Origin of the sequence: Sorangium sp. So ce693, assembly GCF_051521375.1 — a bacterium.
Taxonomy (GTDB): domain Bacteria; phylum Myxococcota_A; class Polyangia; order Polyangiales; family Polyangiaceae; genus Sorangium; species Sorangium atrum.
Genome location: NZ_CP150347.1, coordinates 4,900,280 through 4,919,529 on the forward strand (window position 1 = coordinate 4,900,280; position 19,250 = coordinate 4,919,529).

General features: G+C 69.1%; 15 protein-coding genes. 10 read left to right on the top strand and 5 right to left on the bottom strand.

Annotation, left to right across the window (positions count from 1 at the left end):
- Window positions 1-7 precede the first annotated feature (7 nt).
- From WMF14_RS18310 to WMF14_RS18355, 10 genes are all read left to right on the top strand, one after another.
- The gene (locus WMF14_RS18310) at window positions 8-754 is read left to right on the top strand and encodes a polyketide synthase (RefSeq protein WP_272098411.1); all 747 of its coding nucleotides are present in this window, start codon (window positions 8-10) and stop codon (window positions 752-754) included.
- A gap of 12 nt (window positions 755-766) precedes the next feature.
- Window positions 767-1,555 carry an enoyl-CoA hydratase-related protein gene (locus WMF14_RS18315; protein ID WP_437802557.1) on the top strand — a complete coding sequence of 263 codons (789 nt, stop codon included), beginning with the start codon at window positions 767-769 and terminating at the stop codon, window positions 1,553-1,555.
- 25 nt (window positions 1,556-1,580) lie between these two features.
- Entirely contained in the window at window positions 1,581-2,420 is an 840-nt protein-coding gene (gene fabD / locus WMF14_RS18320; RefSeq protein ID WP_437802559.1) for an ACP S-malonyltransferase, read from the top strand.
- A gap of 114 nt (window positions 2,421-2,534) precedes the next feature.
- Complete coding sequence (locus WMF14_RS18325) at window positions 2,535-3,554, top strand: acyltransferase domain-containing protein (RefSeq protein ID WP_437802561.1); 1,020 nt, start codon at window positions 2,535-2,537, stop codon at window positions 3,552-3,554.
- Window positions 3,554-4,903 carry a PfaD family polyunsaturated fatty acid/polyketide biosynthesis protein gene (locus WMF14_RS18330; RefSeq protein ID WP_437802563.1) on the top strand — a complete coding sequence of 450 codons (1,350 nt, stop codon included), beginning with the start codon at window positions 3,554-3,556 and terminating at the stop codon, window positions 4,901-4,903. Before WMF14_RS18325 ends, WMF14_RS18330 begins: the two co-directional genes overlap by 1 nt.
- Before the next feature lie 54 nt (window positions 4,904-4,957).
- Complete coding sequence (locus WMF14_RS18335; protein ID WP_437802565.1) at window positions 4,958-6,430, top strand: DHA2 family efflux MFS transporter permease subunit; 1,473 nt, start codon at window positions 4,958-4,960, stop codon at window positions 6,428-6,430.
- Between the two features lie 70 nt (window positions 6,431-6,500).
- Window positions 6,501-6,746 (top strand): acyl carrier protein, encoded by a 246-nt coding sequence (locus tag WMF14_RS18340; RefSeq protein ID WP_437718144.1) that lies wholly within the window; start codon window positions 6,501-6,503, stop codon window positions 6,744-6,746.
- Between the two features lie 31 nt (window positions 6,747-6,777).
- Window positions 6,778-8,043, top strand: a complete 1,266-nt coding sequence (locus tag WMF14_RS18345) for a beta-ketoacyl synthase N-terminal-like domain-containing protein (RefSeq protein ID WP_437802567.1) — start codon at window positions 6,778-6,780, stop codon at window positions 8,041-8,043.
- A 182-nt stretch (window positions 8,044-8,225) separates the two neighbouring features.
- Window positions 8,226-12,179 (top strand): RHS repeat-associated core domain-containing protein, encoded by a 3,954-nt coding sequence (locus WMF14_RS18350; protein ID WP_437802569.1) that lies wholly within the window; start codon window positions 8,226-8,228, stop codon window positions 12,177-12,179.
- Complete coding sequence (locus tag WMF14_RS18355; RefSeq protein WP_437802571.1) at window positions 12,176-14,947, top strand: hypothetical protein; 2,772 nt, start codon at window positions 12,176-12,178, stop codon at window positions 14,945-14,947. Before WMF14_RS18350 ends, WMF14_RS18355 begins: the two co-directional genes overlap by 4 nt.
- Before the next feature lie 89 nt (window positions 14,948-15,036).
- Here the strand turns inward: WMF14_RS18355 and WMF14_RS18360 are convergent, their stop codons facing one another.
- From WMF14_RS18360 to WMF14_RS18380, 5 genes are all read right to left on the bottom strand, one after another.
- A complete protein-coding gene (locus WMF14_RS18360; RefSeq protein ID WP_437802573.1) occupies window positions 15,037-16,083 on the bottom strand; it encodes a cytochrome-c peroxidase in 1,047 nt (348 codons plus the stop codon).
- Window positions 16,080-17,021 (bottom strand): MbnP family protein, encoded by a 942-nt coding sequence (locus tag WMF14_RS18365; RefSeq protein WP_437802575.1) that lies wholly within the window; start codon window positions 17,019-17,021, stop codon window positions 16,080-16,082. Before WMF14_RS18365 ends, WMF14_RS18360 begins: the two co-directional genes overlap by 4 nt.
- A gap of 258 nt (window positions 17,022-17,279) precedes the next feature.
- Window positions 17,280-17,561 carry a hypothetical protein gene (locus WMF14_RS18370; protein ID WP_437802577.1) on the bottom strand — a complete coding sequence of 94 codons (282 nt, stop codon included), beginning with the start codon at window positions 17,559-17,561 and terminating at the stop codon, window positions 17,280-17,282.
- A gap of 8 nt (window positions 17,562-17,569) precedes the next feature.
- Entirely contained in the window at window positions 17,570-18,070 is a 501-nt protein-coding gene (locus WMF14_RS18375) for a hypothetical protein (RefSeq protein WP_437802579.1), read from the bottom strand.
- A 225-nt stretch (window positions 18,071-18,295) separates the two neighbouring features.
- Window positions 18,296-19,030, bottom strand: coding sequence for a type 1 glutamine amidotransferase domain-containing protein (locus tag WMF14_RS18380; RefSeq protein ID WP_437802581.1), 735 nt, complete (start codon window positions 19,028-19,030; stop codon window positions 18,296-18,298).
- Window positions 19,031-19,250 lie beyond the last annotated feature (220 nt).

Below are 19,250 nucleotides of genomic sequence, written 5' to 3' on the forward strand. Positions count from 1 at the left end.
GAAGCAGGTGGAGCCCATCGTTTTGCTCGAATTTCGCTCCGATCACATCGCGCATTTGATGCTGTGCGATCGTGCAAGCAAGAACATGTTCTCGCGCGCCCTCATCGAAGAGTTGACGAACAAGCTGGCCGAGGTCGCCCGGCATCCGGAGGTGCGCTGCGTCGTCGTGTCGGGACTGGAACGGCATTTCTGCTGCGGCGGCAGCCGGAGCGAGCTGCTCGAGCTCATCGAGGGCAACTACACCTTCGCCGTCGGTCATTTCTATCGGGCGCTGCTCGATTGCCCGATCCCGACGATCGCCGCGATGGCGGGCCACGCCCTCGGTGGCGGGTTGGTCTTCGGCTTGTACGCGGACATCGTGATCTTGGCCGAGGAGTCGATCTACAGCGCCAACTTCATGCGCTACGGCTTCACGCCCGGCGTCGGAGCGACGTGCCTTCTTCCGCACCGGCTCGGGCCCGCGCTCGCGCACGAGATGCTCCTGACGGCCAACGGCTTCCACGGGGAGGAGCTGCGACGCCGCGGTGTGCCCTTCCAGGTCGTCAAGCGCGACCGCGTGCTGCAGCAGGCCCTGACCATCGCCGCGGATCTCGCTTCAAAGCCCGTCACATCGCTCAAGCTTCTGAAGGCGACGATGACGCAAGCGCTTCGCGACGAGCTCCCTCGCGCCGTGAGCCGCGAGCTCGAGATGCATGAGATCACGTTCAAATTGCCCGAGGTCCGCGCTCGGGTAGAGCTCGAATTCGGATACTGAGGAGTGAATGCCGTGACGTTCGAGACACTTCGCTATGAGAACAGCGGCGGCGCCGCGCGGATCACGCTGCATCGACCGGAGCACAGAAACGCGATCAACCGTGCTCTGCTCCGGGAGTTGAACGCGGCGCTCGACCTGGCCGAGGCCGCTCCGGATTGCCGGATGGTGGTGCTCCAGGCCGACGGGGACATCTTCTGCTCCGGTATGGACTTCGACGAGATGGCCAAGCTCGCCGATCAGGTAGACCTTCGGACGATGCACGAGAGGACCGAAGAGTACATGCTCACGCTCAAGCGGATGGCGACCTCCCGTCGAGTCGTCGTCTCGCGCGTCGCGGGGGCGGTCACGGCGGGCGGCGTCGGCTTTGTCGCCGCGAGCGATCTCGTGCTCGCGACTCCCAAGGTCACCTTCACCTTGACCGAGGCCCTCTGGGGGCTGCTTCCGTCCAACGTCGTCCCGTACCTGGTTCGCCGCGTCGGGTTTCAGGCCGCGTTTCGCATGACGCTCACCGCCGCGTCCATCTCTGCTGAGGAGGCTCACCGGCTGCAGCTCGTCGACTACCTCGGCCCTGATCTGGACGAGCTCGAGAGGGTCATTCGCATACGGCTGAACCGAATCACTGCCGACACGGTGAGCGAGCTCAAGGGTTTTTTTCGGAAGATGTGGATCATCGACACGGCGATGGAGCAGGCCGCTGTTGAAGAGACGGCGCGGCTCGGCGCTTCGGCGACCGTGAAGGAGAACATCCGCAACTTCGTCGAGGCTCGCACGTTTCCATGGGAACGCCGCTCCGGCCGATGAACCGCCCCGAACCGAGGTACTCCTGATGAAGGCCTATATTTTTGCGGGTCAAGGATCGCAGTCGCGTGGGATGGGCCGCGAGCTCTTCGCGGAGTTCCCGGAGTACGTCGCCCGCGCCAACGACGTCCTTGGCTACTCGATCGAAGAGCTCTGCCTGAGCGACGGGGACGGCAGGCTTGACAACACCGAGTACACGCAGCCCGCGATCTATGTCGTGAACGCCCTCTCCTACATGAAGAAGGTTCGCGACGGATCGGGTCCCGCTGACTATTGCGCGGGGCACTCGCTGGGCGAATACAACGCGCTCCTCGCGGCTGGCGCATTCAGCTTCGAGGACGGGCTGCGCCTGGTCAAGAAGCGCGGCGCGCTCATGGGCGCGTCAAAAGGCGGTGGAATGGCCGCGGTGGTCGGGTTCGGAGAGAATGACATCCGCGAGCTGTTCATCAAGAACGACATCGTGAACATCGATGTGGCCAACTTCAATTCGCCCTCGCAGTTCGCGATCGCCGGGCCGAAGACGGAGATCGAGGCGGCGAAGAAGGTGTTCGAGGAGGCCGGTGCCGTGTACCACATCCTGCGGGTCGGGGGCGCATTCCACTCCCGTTACATGCAGGAGGCGAAGACCGAGTTCGGGAGGCTCGTCGAGACGTTTCAGTTCGCGAGGCTGAAGATCCCCGTGGTGTCGAACCTTCGCGCTCTCCCGTACGCGAACGGCCGAATCGCCGCGGGGCTGACGCAGCAGATCACGGGGGTCGTTCGGTGGAGCGAGAGCGTCCGGTACATGGCGTTGCGCGGCGTGACGGAGTGGGTCGAAGTGGCTGCTCGACCGGTGTTGACGCCGCTCTTGAAGCGAATCTTGAAGTGAACGATCGCGCCTCGCTCACGTCGCGCGGGCACCAGGCCCGTCTCGGCCGCCGTCGGTCGGATCGAGATCTGTTGTCGGTGAGCTTTGCAAAGAATCACACGGAGAGATGATCCCATGGACGCCCGAGGCAGACCCGTCGTCTTCATGTTCGGCGGACAAGGCTCGCAGCACTATCACATGGGGCGCGAGCTCTTCGACGCGGACTCGACGTTTCGGACGTGGCTCCTACGCGGCGATGAGCTGTTCCGGCGCGTGAAGGGCCGTTCGCTCATCGAGGTCATGTTCGACAGGTCGAGGAGCAGGGCCGACCCGTTCGACCATATTTCGGAGACGCACCCGGCCATCGTCCTCGTGGAGTTCGCGCTCGCCCAGGCGCTCCTCGTGCGGGGTGTCGAGCCCGACGTGCTCATCGGTTACAGCCTGGGCGAGTTCGCGGCGGCCGCGGTCTCGGGCGTGGCGCCGTTCGAGGACGTGTTCATGGCGGTTCTCCGGCAAGCCGAGCTCGTGGTCGAGCGCTGCTCGGAAGCCGGAATGACGGCCATCATCGGCGACGTGCGCCTGTTCCACGACGAGCCCCGGCTCTTCGCCGGATGCGAGCTCGTTTCGGTCAATTTCGAGCGACACTTCGTCGTCGCGGGGTCGCTCGGTGCCCTTGCTCAGGTCGAGGCGGAGCTGCGGGGGCGGAACGTCCTCCAGGTCCGCTTGCCGGTGCGGTACGGGTTTCACTCGCGGTGGCTCGATCCGCTGGCGCGTGTCAGCCCAGCGCTGCAGCTCTCGTCCCCGCCAGCGCCGCCCCGGGTCGCCTTGATATCCTGCGCCACCACCGGCCCGGTGTCGCACTTCGATCACCGGCATATCTGGCAGGTGATCCGGACGCCGGTGCGCTTCGCCGATACGATAGAGAAGCTCGAGCACCCGGAACGTTACGTGTACGTCGATCTGAGCCCGTCTGGGACCTTGGCCACCTTCGTCAAGAACATCCTGCCGGGCCACACGGAGGCGACTGTGGTGCCGATCATGACGCCGTTCGGCGGCGCTCGGGAGATGCTCAGCGAGGCGATCACGCGTATCGACGCGGCGGTGCACGGCGGGACGTCGCGCGCGCGGCCGGACGAGATTGGAGCCCGCGCCTGATGCTTGGGAGCGCTGAATTTCGTAAGGATTACGGGGTCGACCTCGCCTATGTGGCAGGGGCGATGTACAAGGGCATCGCTTCGAGTGATCTCGTCATTCGCATGGGGCGGGCGAACCTCTTGAGCTTCCTCGGGACGGGGGGAATGCCGCTCGCGCAGATTGAACGGGAGCTCGACAGGATCCAGGGAGAGCTCGGTCCGACGCGGGCGTTCGGCGCAAATCTCCTCGCGAACCTTGATGACCCCAGGCTGGAAATGGCCACCGTAGAGCTGCTCTTGAAGGCCAACGTGGTCAACGTCGAGGCGGCCGCGTTCACGCAGATCAGCGACGGTGTGGTGTGGTATCGATTCAAAGGGGCACGCTGGGGGGCTGACGGCGAGCCGGCTGTGCGCCGCCGTCTGATCGCGAAGGTCTCGCGCGCGGAGATCGCCGAGTCGTTCCTACGTCCCGCTCCCCCGGCGGTCGTCGAGCGGCTGCGCGCTGCGGGGCGGCTCAGCGCAGAAGAGGCAGAGGTCGCGCTGCGCGCGCCCGTCGCGAGCGACATTTGCGTGGAGGCCGACTCCGGCGGGCACACCGATCGAGGTGTCCTGATCGTGCTCCTGCCATGCATTCTTCGGCTGCGCGATCGCGTGTGCAGGGCGCAAGGCTACGCGAAGAGCGTACGCGTCGGGGCGGCGGGGGGAATCGGGGCCCCCGAGTCCGCCGCGGCCGCCTTCCTGATGGGCGCAGACTTCGTGCTCACCGGCTCGATCAATCAGTGCACGGTCGAGGCGGGGACGAGCGACGCGGTCAAAGATCTGCTCCAGCGGGTAGCCCTCGGCGACACCGCCTACGCGCCCGCCGGTGATATGTTCGAGCTGGGAGCTCGCGTGCAGGTGGTCGGTCGAGGCCTTCTCTTCGCGCCTCGGGCCAATGAGCTCTACGAGCTGTATCGCCGCCACTCGTCTTTGGACGAGATCGACCCGCAGGTCCGCCGGCGGATTGAGGAGCGTTATCTATGCCGGAGCTTCGCGGAGGTATGGGACGAAACGCGGAGCTATTTCGAAAGGTCGAACCCGGCGCGTCTTCGGGAGATGGAGCGAAGCCCGAAGGCCAAAATGGCGGCCATTTTCCGCTGGTATTTCGTGCACTCGACGCGCCTGGCGCTGCGGGGCAGCGCGGAGCAAAAGACGGATTATCAGGTGCAGTGCGGACCGGCGATGGCCGCCTTCAATGAATGGGTCAGGAGCACCCCTTACGAGAGCTGGCGATCGCGACACGTCGATTCCATCGCTGTGCTGTTGATGCGCGGCGCAGAAGACCATATGCGGCGCGCGCAGCGCGATGAGCGGGAGGAGGCGCGGCTCTGAAACCGGTATTTCTTGACTCGGTCGCGGACGCCGCTTATCTGGCTGGGTGAGATCATGGAAAACGCAAAAAACGATCAAGTTGTCAAGGGCGGACTGAGCCGGGCAATGGTGGTGGTGCTGGTATGCATCTTCATGTCGATGCTCGACAGCAGCATCGTCAACGTTGCGCTCCCCTCGATCGGGGAAGCCTTGCACGGCTCGTTTGTGGTCCTGCAGTGGATCGTACTCTCGTACCTGGTCGTCACGAGCGGGCTCGTGCTCGCGATGGGCCGTCTCGGCGACATCTTCGGCAAGAAGCGGTTGTACATCGCTGGTATCGTTATCTTCACCGCGGGCTCCGCGGTCTGCGCGGTCCCCTGGAACGCCGGGTGGCTGCTCCTGGGACGCGCGGTCCAGGGCGTCGGAAGCGCCATCCTGCTGGCGCTCGGGCCCGCCTTGGTGACCGAGCTCGTCGCGCCGGCCGAGCGCGGGAAGGCGTTCGGCATGATGGGCGCGACCGTCTCCCTGGGGCTCATTCTGGGGCCGGGGCTCGGTGGCGTTCTGGTCTCCTCGCTGGGCTGGAATTGGATCTTCCTGATCAACGTCCCCATCGGCCTGTTCGCGGCGGTGCGCGCTCTGCGCGATATTCCGTCGACGCGTCCGGCCGCGCACGAGTCGTTCGATCTTCTGGGCGCCACCGCGCTCTTTCTCGGGATCTCAAGCCTGGTGATCGCGATCACCGGGGGCGAGCGTTCGGGGATGGGTCCCGAGGGCGCGGCGGCGCTCTGGGCGGTCAGCGTGGGCTCGTTCATCGCTTTTGTCGTCGTCGAGCTCAAGGTCAAGACGCCCCTCCTCGATCTGCGGATTTTCAGGAACGCGCTTTTCAGCACGAACCTGGCGGGGGCGGTGCTGAATTCGATCGCTCTCGGCGGGACCCTGGTTTTGATGCCCTTCTATCTGCAGAACGTGCTCGCCCTCAGCGTTCGAACCACGGGGCTGCTCCTCGCCGTGACCCCGATCGCGCTCACCGTGGTTGCCCCGCTCGCGGGAGGTCTGAGCGATCGCTTCGGCGCGCGCCGCCTCATCCTCGGCGGACTGCTGATCACGGCGGTGGGCTTCTACGCGATCAGCACGCTCTCCCAAGAGACAGGCAAGGTCGAGTATGCGCTGAAGTTCCTTGTCCTGGCGGTCGGCGTGGGGCTCTTCCAAACACCGAACAGCGCGACCATCATGTCGTCGATCCAGACGGCGCGCACGGGCATCGGGGCGGGGCTCTTGTCGGTGGCGCGGCTCTTGGGCCAGACCGTGGGCGTCGCGACGGTCACCGGGCTCTGGTCGTGGCGTGTCATGTCGCACGTCGACATGGCCTCGGGCGAGGGCCCGCTGCGAGCGCCGCTGCAGGCGCAGGTCGACGGGTTTCGCGACGTGTTCTTGATTTTGCTGCTGACCACGGTGCTCACCGGCCTCATCGTGGCTCAAGGCTTTCGTTCCGGCACGAGCCCGGTCGGTCCGCTCGCCGCGGGGGGGGGCCGACCGGCAGCCGGCTGAACTCTCATCGGTTGGAAATGAAGCTCATGCAGCGACGCTGCATGAGGGGCGCCCAGGAGGAGGTTGAGTCATGACGCGTGATGAAGTGTTGTCGATCGTGCGTGAAAACATCGTGATGGTCCTTCCGGAGGTGGATGCGACCTTGCTGCGCCCGGAGAGGAGTCTCTCGGAGCTCGGGGCCAACTCCGTCGATCGCGCGGAGATCGTCGTGGGGGCCATGGCGGCGCTGCGGATCAAGGTGCCGGGCAGCGAGCTCGCCGAGGCGAAGAACATCGGCGGGCTCGTCGACGTCCTGTATCGCAAGCTCAGCGCTTGACGGCGACGCCCCGAGGAGAAGCGGAGCTCGCATGAAAGGCGTGCTTGTCACGGGCATGGGCATCGTGGGCCCCTTTGGGTCAGGGGTCGCGTCGTTCGAGCGCGCGCTCCGCGAGGGGGCACGGCCGTTCACGGTCACGTCGCCCGCGGTTTCGACCCGCGCGGGCTACATCGAGGCTCCGGTGCCGGAGGCTGTTCTTCAGGTCGCGTTCGGCGGTCAAGGCCGGACCGGCGAACTTCACCCGCGCCTGCGCAAGCTCGGCGCTCGAGCTCCTCTTGCCGTACAAGCCGCGCTCCTCGCGGCGTCGGAGGCGTTGTGGCCGGCCGGCGCGGCGCTCTCCGGCGAGCGGATCGGCATCGTCGTCGGAGGGCAGAACCTCACGCACGCATTCGAGCAGGAGGCGCTGCCGGCCTTCCGACAAGAACCCGCCTACGTGAGCCCGAGCGCGGCGCTCCGCATTCTTGACACCGACGTCCTTGGGTGCGTCAGCGAGGCGTTCGACATCCGCGGCGAGGGGATGTGCGTGGCCGGGGCGTCGGCGTCCGGAAACGTCGCGATCATTCACGGCGCGCGCCTCGTCTGCGGCGGCCAGGCCGATGCGTGCCTCGTCGTCGGCGCGCTCGCCGAGCTGTCGCTCTTTCAAATGCAGACGCTCGTCAGCATCGGCGCGCTCGGCGGCGAGTTCTTCCTCGACGCCCCGCACCGAGCTTGCAGGCCGTTCGATCGCCGCCACGGGGGGCTCATCCCTGGCCAGGCGAGCGCCGCGCTGTTGCTGGAGAGCGCTGCGTCCGCTCGTGCCAGGGGTGCGGAGCCGCTCGGATGCGTGCTCGGGGGCGGCATCGTCCTCGACGCGAAGAGCGGCTCGAGCCCGTCCGTTGACGGCGAAGTCGGCGCCATGCGCCGCGCGCTCGCCGACGCAGGTGCGAGCGCGAGCCACGTGAGCTACGTGAACGCGCACGGCACCGGAACGCCGCTGGGCGACGAGGTCGAGCTTCGGGCGATCGCGGAGGTGCTCGGCGAGCGGTGCGCGGAGGTCCCGGTGAACTCGACGAAGGTCGTGACGGGTCACTGCCTCTGGGCCGCGGGGGTCGTTGAAGCCGTGGCCACGCTCGTGCAGATGCGAGCTGGTTTCGTGCACGGCAACTTCAACCTGGACGACCCCCTCGAGACTCCTTGCAGGCTGGTCGGTCGGGCCAGCGAGGCGGCGGACATCGGCGTCGCCCTGAGCAATTCGTTCGGCTTTGGCGGCATCAATACGAGCGTCGTGCTCGGACGAGCATCGGATTCGCGCGCATGATCGCGAGCCTCGGCTCGAGCGCCGCCTGCGCCTGACCGCGGTGTCCACGATCGAGCGACGCTCCAAGCACGGGTGAGCTGGCCACCCCGCCCGCGGCTCACGTGGGTGCATCCGGGGGCCAGGCGGTGTACGCTCGTCTGGATCACACGGCGGCAAGACCGCACGAGACCCGGGAGACGACCATGGCCCGCACTGCGCCTGTACCGAACATCCCCGCCATCCCTGGAATGAACCCGGGCGTCTTCATCATGGGAGGGGGCGGGGCCGGTGGCGGGGGCGGTGGCGCTGGAGGAAACGGCTCTGGCGGTAAACAGGGCGGCAATGGATCCAACGGTGGCAAGGACGCCAGCGGCGGCGGGAAGTCCGCGTGTGGCAGTGCAGGCGGCGACGGCGCCGGCTGCCCGAACCACCATGGCGGCAAGAAATCGGGAATGGCTGCGAAGGGCGACCCCGTCGACGTGGTGACGGGCCGGGTGTTCACGATTCCCGCCGTCGACGTCGAGCTTCCGGGACCGCTGCCGCTGTCGATCGTGCGGTCGTACACCACGGCGGCGTTCGAGCGCGACGTCGGGCTGGGGTTCGGGTGGAGCCACTCGCTGGCGTGGGAGATCGAGGTGCGGCAGCGCATCATCCGTGTCTGGACCGACGATGGGCCGGTCGATGTCGAGGCGATGCCCGTGGGCGCCGGCGCGCCGGGCCCCCACGGCTGGGTCCTCGCGCGGGAGGAGCGCGGCTTCGTCCTCGATACCGGCGACGACCGCTGGTACGTGTTCGCCGAAGCGACGGGGAAGCGATACCGGCTGACCGCGATCAAGGACCGATACAACAACGAGATCAGGCTCTCGTACCGGGACGGCGTGCTCGCCGAGATCACCGACAGCGTCGGACGGATCGTCCGGGTCCGGCGGACGCCCGACGGGCGCATCGGCGCCTTCGAGATCAAGAACGCGCGGGAGCGCGGTGTCTGGGTGCCTCTCGCGCAGTACAGCTACGACGCGGCCGGCGATCTCTCGTCCGCGACCGACGCCGACGGATACACGACGCGCTACACGTACCAGGAACACGTCCTCACCTCCCATACGAGCCCCACCGGGCTCACGTTCTCATTCCGCTACGACGATCGGCGCCGCTGCGTCGAGACGTGGGGCGCTTACGACGATGGGCCCGACCGCAGCCTGGCGGAGGACGTCCCGACGCACCTGGCCGACGGGAAGACGGTCGCCAGAGGCATCTACCACTGCAAGCTGGAGTTCGGAGAGGACGGATACGTCGAAGTCGCGGACTCGATCGCGGTTCATCGCTACTTCGGGAACCGCTTCGGCAAGCTCGACAAGGCCGTGAGCGCCGGGGCCGTGTTCAGCCGGACGTACGACGAGCACGGGCACCTCCGGACGTTCATCGATCCGGTCGGCGCCATGACCGTCTGGCAGCGGGATCGCCTCGGCCGCGAGCTCTCCATCACCGATCCGCTCGGTCGAATGACGAAGATCGAGCGCGATCCGGACGGGCATGTCCGCCGAGCGATCGATCCGGCGGGCGGCGTCACCGAGATCGGGCGGACGCCCGACGGGCTCATCTGGACCGACCCCCTCGGCGCGGTGTTCCAGGTGCGCCAGGACGGGCGCGGGCGGCTTATCGAGACGGTGGCGCCGAACGGCGGCCGCACGACGTACCTCTATGACGATCTCGGAAACATGGTCGAGAAGACCGACGCGCTCGGGGGCAAGACGCAGCTGGCCTATGATTACTGGGGTCGGTGCCGCTCGATCCGGGATACGAGCGGCGCGGTGCTGTCGTACACCTATGACAACCGCGGCAACCTCACCGGCGTCTACCGGCCCGACGGCGGGACGACCCGCTACGAATACGACGGTATGGGGGACTGCACCGCGGTCCTCCAGCCGAACCAGCAGGTGACCCGGTTCGTGCGAGGCGGCTTCCACAAGCTCTGCGAGGTGCACAAGCCGAACGGAGAGAGCACGCGGTTCCGGTACAACCGTGAGGGGCGCCTTGTCGAGATCCAGAACGCGCTCGGGGAGCGCCACAGGATCGAGCTCAACACCGCGGGGATGGTGACCAGCGAGCGTGGGTTCGACGGGCGCGTGTCGCGAACCAAGTACGATTACAATGGCCGGATCATCTCCTTCCAGAACGCTGCGGGCGAGAGGACGGAGTACACGTACGACCTCGCCGGGCAGCTCATCGCGCGCACCTTCGACGACGGCAGCGTCGAGAGGTTCACTTACGACGCCCGCGGCGACCTGATCGCCGCTGACAGCCCCGCTGGCTCGTTCACCTATGAGCGCAACGCCGTCGGCTGGGTCGTGTCGGAGACCCAGATCGTGGGCGGCGAGGCCGCGACCATCCGGCGCACCTTCGATCTGATGGGTGACGTCGTCGAACGCACCACGTCGCTCGGTCACTCCGCCAGGTGGATTCGCAACGTCGGCGGGCTCGCCGAGAGGGTGATCCTCGACGGAAGAGACGAGATCCGGATCGCGTACGACGCCGCGGGGCGTGAGGTTTGCCGCGCCCTGCCGCGAGGCGGCCGGATCGAGAGCGTGTGGGACGTGATGGATCGCCTCGTCGAGCGGCGCGTCTGCTCGCCGTCGAGCCGCGTCCACGTCGGGCCGAACGAACCAGAATGGGTGGGCCCGGCCCCGGCGTCGGTGACGGTGCACCAGGCGTACCGATACTCGCCTGCGTCGGAGCTCGTCGAGGCGTGGGACCAGGCGTACGGCACGCGCCGCTTCGAGTACGACCCTGCGAGCCAGATCCTGGCGAACGTCCCGGAGCACGAGCGCGCCGAGCTCTTTCGCTACGACGCCTGCGGGAACGTGTTCGACGTCGCCGCTGGCAAGAAGGACCGCTCGTACGGTCCTGGAAATCGCTTGCTCAGGAAGGGAGACACAGAGCTCCTCTGGGACGACGACGCGCGCCTCAAGGAGACGCGGGCCAGGACCTCCGCCGGAGCGCTCGAGGTCACCCGATATGCCTGGGACGCGCGTGGGCTCTTGCAGTCGGTCGAGCGCGCCGACGGCACCGTCGTCGAGTTCTCGTACGATCCGGATGCCCGGCGCGTCGCCAAGCGGATCTCCCGGCGGCTCTCGACCGGGGAGCTGCGGCCGGAGAGCGCGACGAGGTTCGTCTGGGATGGCGCCGAGCTCGTGCATGAAATTTGGCAGGTCACGGGCGACGCGGCTGCCCCCAGCGTAGAGGCACGCACCTACGTCTTCGAGGCCGGCGCGCCGTGGGCGCAGCGCGCCGGGGAGGGCGAATGGTATCATTACCTGAACGACGAGATCGGTACGCCGGAGCGGCTCGTCGGCCCCGACGGCGCCGTCGCGTGCGAGCTGCGGCGGAGCGCCTGGGGAAAGGTCGAGCCCGCGCGCAGCGCGTTGGCGCCGGTGTCGACGCCGATCCGCTTTCGTGGGCAGTACTGGGACGATGAGATCGGCCTCTGCTACAACCGCAACCGCTATTACGATCCCGAGGCGGGTCGCTATATCAGCGCGGATCCGATCGGGATCTTCGGCGGTCTCAATGGATTCGCCTACGCGGAGAACCAGCCGACGCGGCTCATCGATCCGGACGGGCTCATGGCCAAGGCCTCGAGCGAGATCGAGACCGCCGGCGGCAAGAGGCACCGCGGATCGAGCGCGTTCGGGGGGCCGCTCGACCCCGCGCTCCAGACCGCGGTCGACAATGCCCACAAGAAGTTCGACGACGGCCAGGTGGCGGGGCCGAAGCCATCGAGCGCCGGACAGTGTGCCGAGATCGAGGCGCTGAACAACCTGGCGAAAGACATCCGGCAGGACCGCCAGAAGAACGGCAAGACATTGAAAGACCCCGCGGCCGAAGACACCGAGATCAGGAAGGAGATGCAGAAACAGGTGAAGGAGGGCAAGATGACGACCAAGACGGACAAGGACGGTCTGCTCATGGATCCGTGCAAGTTCTGCGCGCAGGTCATGCGTGAGCTCGGCCTTCACCCGGCGAACAACGGGGGCACGGGCAAGAAGAACGGTGTCATCGGCTCGGACGGCAAGGCGTGGAACGGCAATGTCTGGCACAAGGGACGCTCCATGCCGTTCAGGACCGCTCCATCGAGCACGCCGCCCTTCGCAGGCACATGAGCACTCCTTCGCGAGCACCGGACGCGCCGGCCGCTGGCCCGGCGGCGGCGGAGCGCGGCGTCCTCGACTTCTGGCGCGAGGTCGAGCGCTGCCGCAGCGCCCCCCTCGGCGGGAGAGCGCGCGCTGGCGCCGTGGCGGGCCTCGAAGCGTGGCTGGAGCATGGCGGTGCGCGCGTGGCGCTGCTCGGGCCGAGCGGGCGCGGCAAGTCGATGCTGCTGGGCGCGTGGGCGCTGGAGCTGGCCCGCGCGGGCCGGCACGAGGTAGCGTTCGTCCCCGTGAGCCGCCGGTTCGGTACGGCGCTGGAGTCCACGGCGCTGAACCTCCTCTATGCTCGCGTGGCTCTGTTCCTTAGGACGCCGCGGCGCATCGGCGAACGGGCGCACGGGGTCGAGGAGATGCGGCGCGACCTCGCGATCATGATCGAGGAGGGCCGCCCGCCCGGAAGCAGGCCGCTCGTCGTGATTCTCGACGGGTTCGACGAGGGCGCCTCCTGGACCCTCGATGCAGCGCAGCGATTCCTGCGAGACCTCGGCCCCGGCGTGCGCGCCGTGCTGTCGGCGCGCTCGATCGAGGCGCTGGGAGGGCTCCGGGAGGGGACGGAGGTGGTCGCGCTGCCGCCGATCGCGGTCGACGACGTCGCGGAGGCGATCGGGCGGAGGCTTGGCGATCTGCCGGCCAGCGTGAAGGACGACGTCGCACGGGTGAGCGGCGGGGAGCCGCTTCTCGTGGACGCGCTCATTGAGGCCTTCGCGCAGGATCCTGCGGCTGTGGCGCCGGCGCTTGCGAGCGTTTCCGCCGGAGCTCCGGGCGTCCTGGATCTCTGCGCCGGCGGCACGATCCGCCCCGTATTGCCATGGCTTGCAGGCGCGCTCGCGCCGATCGAGGAGGAGGAGCTCCTCGCGATCTCGACGGTGAGCGGCGGCGCCTGGAACGAGCTGAGCGGACCGCTGGTCGCCGCCGGAGAGTCGGGCCTCGCGCTCCGTCACCCGGCCTGGGCGGAGGCCATCGAAGGGCGGCTCGCGCCGCATGAGCGTGCGGTGGTCGATCGCCGGTTCGCCGACCACGGGAAGCGCGCGTTCGCGTCGGGTACGGTCTCCGACTACGTATGCCGGAACTGGCGCGCTCACCTGGAGCGGGTCGGCGCGAGCCTCGCAGAGCGGATCGAGCTGGCCTCGAGGGCGTGGCTCGACGTGTGGCGGACACGCCCGGATGGCTCGTCCGGGTTCATCGCCGACGTGGACGCGACGGCGGCGTGCGCGGCGCGCCTTCTGGTCGATGCCGCGGCTGGAGGCGATGTCGTGGCGGTGCTGGCCGCGCGGGTCCGCTGCCTGCTCGTGACGAGCTCGGTGCGGACGATCCTTGGCTTCGAGGAGACGCGGCGTGTGCTGGCTGCGCAGGCGGCGCAGGAGGACGAGGAGGAAGAGGAAGGGGCCGAGGGAGGCGAGGGCTCCGCCGGACCAGACATCGAGATGCCGCGCGTCGGCGAGGACGTCCTCGAGGCCGGGCGGCCGATCGCCGACGCCGCGGAGCGCGCCGGTGCCCTGATCCGGCTGGCGCACGAGCTGCCCGACGCCGAGCGCGCCGTCGTGCTCGGCTGGGCGCTCGAGGCCGCCAGCGAGGAGCACGCCGGCGGGGGCGCGCTCGCCGCCGTGGCGTGGGCGCTCGACGGGCAGGCGCGCGTGACGGCCGCGCGCGAGGCGGCGGCGCGGCTTGGTCGCGAGCCGACCAGAGAGAGCCGCCTCGCGCGCGTGTCTCTGGCGGCGCTGCTGCCCGAGGACGAGGCGCGCGACCTCGGTCGCGAGGCGTTCGCCGAGGTCCCGGCCGACGAGAGGAGCAACGAGCTGCCGCTGCTCTCGGAGGCCGCCGCGCGATGGTCTCCCGCGGCGGTGCGCGGGCTCTGGGCATGGTCCGAGGCGCTGCCCCCCTCGGAGCGGCACATGGTCCTCGCTCGCCTCGCTTCGGGCCTGCCCGCGGAGGAGCGGGAAGCGGGCGCGTCGGAGGCGCTGGGGCTCGCGCTGTCGCTGCTCTCGGGCGACTGGCTTCCGCCGGACGCGTGCTGGAGCGTCTGCGCGCTCGCGCCGCACGCACCTGCCGGCGCCGCGTCCGCGCTGGTCCAGGCGTGCGCGGCTGCGGCAAGCTTCCGGTGCCCGGTGGTGACGGCCGTCGCCGCGCGCCTCTGCGATCTGGGGCGCGTGGAGGACGGGCTCGCGCTGGTGGAAACGCTGCCCCAGCCGTCGGACCGGGTCGAGGTGCGATCCTCGCTGCTCGCGCACCTGCCCGCCGCGGTCCGCGAGCCCGCCTGGGCCCAGCTGTCGGGCGATCTGCGGGCGAGCGACGGCGCGCGCCTGCTCTTCGCGCGGAACGCCGCTGCGTGGACCCGGGCTCTCGGGGCGGATGCGGTCCTCGACATGTCACGCGAGATCGGCGCCAACTGGCCAGCCCTGGTCGCGATCGCCGGGGCCTCGCCGGACCACGCGCCGGCGATTGCGCGCGATCTGGTCGAGCGCGCTCTGGAACAGCCGAGCGACGAGGGCGAGGCGCTCTTCGCGCTGGTCCCGCTGGCCGCCTGGATGACCGAGCCGCACGCGCGCCGCCTCTGCCAGAGACTCCTGAACGAGCTCGGCTGGAAGCCGCGGCCCGATCTCCTCGACGACTGGACGAAGGACGACCTCGGGCACCTGGCGCCGTTGTTCGCCCGCGTCGCTGGACCGCAAGGCGTCGTCGCGGTGGCCCGGGAGATCGTCGACGTCGCGCGATGGCTGCCCTGAGCGTCCGCGGAGAGACGGGCGGCGCGACGCTTGAAGCTCTTCCGGAGCTGCGTGATCATGGCGGTCCACGCAGATCCTGGGCTTGCCGCTCAGGGGCGGTACCGCGGATCGTCGAGGAAGGCAGTATCGGTCAGCGACCGCAGGAACGCCACCAGATCGGCCTTCTCGTCCGGAGAGAGCCGCAGCTCGTCGATCTGCGGATCCGTCGAGAAATGGCCCAGCCCGCCGCGATCGTAATGGTCGACCACCTCCTCCAGCGTCGCCAGCGATCCGTCGTGCATATAGGGGGCGCTCGCCGCGATGTTCCGCAGACCGGGCACCTTGAATTTGCCAAGGTCTCCCGTGCGTCCGGTGATCCTCTGCCGCCCGACGTCGCCGCCCTCGAGGTAAGTGCCGTTGTTGAAGAAGCCTTCGTTGGTGAGCATTCCGGACGGGTGGCAATGGAAGCAGCCAGCCCGCTCGGTCAGGAACAGCGCCTGGCCGCGGCGCTCGGCGTCTCCGAAGCTCGTGTCGTCCCCGCGCCGGTGGCGGTCGTAAGGGCTGTCGGCGCTGACGATCGAACGGACGAAGCTGGCGAGGGCCTTGCGCAAGGACTCCTCGCCGGGAGGCCCGCCATAGGCATCCATGAACGCCTTCACATAGACGTCATCGCCGGCGACACGAGCGACGGCCTCGGCGAGCGGTAGATCCATCTCGTCGGGGTTCTCGATGGGCTTCCCGGTCTGCTCTTCCAGGGTGGCCGCGCGGCCATCCCAGAAGAAGCTCTCGCCCCAGGCGAGGTTCACCAGCGCGGGCGCGTTCCGCTGTCCCAGGCGGCCGTCGACCCCCTGGGAGACGGGGACCGGATCGGCGAAGGCGTACTCCTGTCGGTGGCAGCTCGCGCACGCGATCTCGCCGGTGCGAGAGAGGCGCTTGTCGAAGAAGAGCCTCTTGCCGAGCTGGGCCCTCGCCTCGGTGAGCGCGTTTTCGGTCGGCGCTCTGGCCGCCGCGGTGCGCGCGGGAAAGCCGGCGGGGATGGCGTCCGTGACGAGCGGCGGCAAAGGTCCAGGGGCCGCCGGCCCGTCGTCGCCGCATCCGCCCGCGAGGAGCAGCGCCGCCAGGCCGATGGCCCCGCCACGGTTGGAGCGCGGCGTCACGGACCGAAGGTGAACACCGTCCGATCGGGGAGGCCGCGCCGCAGGCGCTCACCCGCGAGGAGCTCGTCTCCCACGGGCCCGGGCGGCGGGACGAACCCGGTCATGTCGACGTCCGCCGTGGCGCCCGCGAAGACCTCGTCCATGACGATCCGGACGACCTTGCCCGTCGAGCCGCTCGCGGGCACGGACAGCGCGCCTCGTACCTCGACCCTGGGCGCGAGATCCTCGACCAGGTTGCCTCCCATGTGGACCGCCGGCGGAACCGCGGCCGTCTCTCCCTCGGGATCGACGGGATCCCCCTCGTCCGGCGGAGCCACGTTGCCCTCGTAGCGCAGGAAGAGGTGGCCGGTGTGCGGCCACGTCATCTGGGAGGCTTCCGCCAGAGGCGCGACGCTCGTCTCGGGCCGGGAGCTGTTGCAGGCCTGGTGCAAGCCCCAGATGAAGCTGACGCCTTCGTAGCTGCCAGCCGGAGCGCGCAGCCGGAGCGCGGCCGAGCCCGGGTCCTCGGCGTTGTAGAAGTGGACCCCGTAAGGGGTGGGGGCGCCGTCCGGGCCGACGATATCGACGGGCACGAGGTCGCCGTCCGCCCCGATCAGCGCCGCGTGCGAGACGTAGAAGCGAACGTTGAGCGGCGTGACCGTGCTGCCGTCCGGCGCGACGTTCGGCTCGCCGAACAGGAACGGCTCACCGCCGAGGACGAGCTCGAATGCGAGCTCGACGAGTGTGCCCTCGGTCCGGATGGACGCCGGCTGCTCTGCGCAACCGGTCGGCCAGGTGGCCTCGGCCTGGCCGCCCGCGCCGCCGGCGCCGGGCTGAGCGTCCGCTCCACCCGCGCTGCTCGCTCCGCCGGACCCATCGGGCTCGCTGCCGCCCGCGCCGCCGGTCCCGGACTCGATTGGCTGATTCGAGCCCCCGCCGCAAGCGGCTGCGGCGCCCAATAGCAATCCCAACAACCGGAACAAGCCAGGAGATTTCATCGTGGGATCGATTGTACGCGATGACGCACCACACGGGAACAGATGACGCATCGCCGGGATCTTGCTGGGCGAGACGCGGATGGGTGGTGCGAGCGGCTATACGCCGCCGGGCCGGTCAGCACCATTGTGCCAGGGCGGTGCGCGGGCGAAGAAGGGCGCTCTGCCGCATGACGGCGGGCGGTGACACGCAGCGCAATGGGCAGCCACGCGGCGTCCCCATCACCGCGCTGGCGCTCCTCCGGCGCTCCGACACAGGCGTTCGTTCTCGAGCGGGATGCGGCTTCTCCGCGCGGAGATCACGAGCGTCGTGCCGATGACCGCGATCAACAGACCTGTCGTCTTCGCCAGCCAACGGTCGCTCTTCGGGCCAGTGACCGCCTCGAACGTACGTAGGTTGACGAGCGGCCAGATCCCGGCGATCACATAAAAGAGACCCTGCGCTCCGGCGAGGAAGATCGCCTGTTCGTTCGCCTGTTCCCGATCACGTTTCGTGCTCACCATCGCCGCTGTCAGCGATGGCCGCCGGGCGTGCCGGAGCCGCCGGGCGCGCCGGAGCTGCTGCCGCCGCCAGGCGTGCCGGAGCGGCTTCCACCGCCCGGGCTACCGCTGCCCGAGCCGGACGAGCCGCGGGGCTTCGCGCCCGGCGTGCTGCACGCGCACTCGCACATGTTCTGGCCTTGCGACGCCCCCGACCTGGCGCCCTGGCCGCCGGAGCTGCCCGTCCCGCCGGCGGGACTCTGGCTCGGACCGGCGCCGCCCTGCCTCATGCCGGACGTCCCGCCGGCGGGACCCTGGCTCGGACCGGTACCGCCCTGCCTCATGCCGGACGTCCCGCCGGCGGGACTCTGGCTCGGACCGGCGCCGCCCTGCCTCGTGCCGGAGGAAGAGCCCTGTCCCCGGCCCGAGCCGGTCCCTCCCGGCTGGCCGCTGTCCTGCGCGAACGCGACGCCCGACCCGAGGGCCGCGAGCGCGACGCCGGCCATCAATCCGAAGACCTTCTTTTGCACCATGATGTCCTCCATCCTCCGTTCGCGAAGCCACCGCCCATGCCGCCGGGGCCCGCTCGGCATCGAGGCGCGTGGGCTCGACGCTCCACATCAGCGCCGAACGTTTGGGTCGAACCCGCGTCGAGGGAGGCTCACGCCGTCCTGATTCAACGTCGGAAAATGCCCCACGTACCGCGGATGGCAGCGGGCGCCCGGAAGCAGGCGCCGAGGTGCCATGGCGCGGGGTCGTCACGCCTGCCTGGCGAGCCGCCGGAGCGCGAGGATCCCGGCGCCGAGCACCGCCGCCGCCCCGAGGAGCCGGCGCGCCGTGTAGGCCCTCGACAGGGCCACCATCCCGGCCACGGCCCACGGGGGAGGCGCGCTTTGCTGCGGGGCCGAGATCGCGTGTGACGCCGCTCCCTTCGGCGCTGCCGAATCGCGCTCCGCGAAGAGCTCGATCATCGCGCGCGTGAAGGCGGCCAGATCGTGCGGACCGCGGCTCGAAACCCAGTTCCCGTCGCGCACGACGGCCTCGTCGCGCCAGACGGCGCCGGCATGCACGAGATCGTCCCGAATGCCAGGCCATGACGTGAGCTGCCGGCCGTTCAGGCGCCCCGCCGACGCGAGCATCCACGGGCCGTGGCAGAGCGTGGCGATCGGCTTCCCCGCCTCGTCGATGGCCCTGACGAACTCCCGCGCCGCTCGGCTCTGCCGGAGGAGGTCGGGGTTGATGAAGCCGCCCGGCAAGAGCAGGGCGTCGTAGTCGGCCGGAGCCGCTTGCTCCACCGCCCGATCGACGCGCACCGTACGGCCGGGCCAGTACAGGTTCAGGCCGCGGATCTTCCCGCGTCGGAGCGAGAGCACCTCGACGTGGGCCCCCTCGGCGCGGAGCGCCTTCGTCGGGATCGTCAGCTCGACCTGCTCGAATCCATCGGTCGCGAGCACCGCGACGTGCAACCCTTTCAACCTTTTCCGAAACAGCATCTTCGACCTCGTGACGCGCGAGCGCGCATCTCGGGCTCATTGCAAGGTCTATGCTCTCGATGGCGTGCCGGCGACCAAGTCCAGGAGCATCCGAGAGAACGGCTCAGGGGGGGCCGACGTCGTTCATGTGCCGGTCGACGCCCACGGCCTTCGAACGGAGGAGCTGGAGGCGCACGCCGAGCGGTTACCAGCTCCTGGTCACCCCGCCGTTCCGGTTACC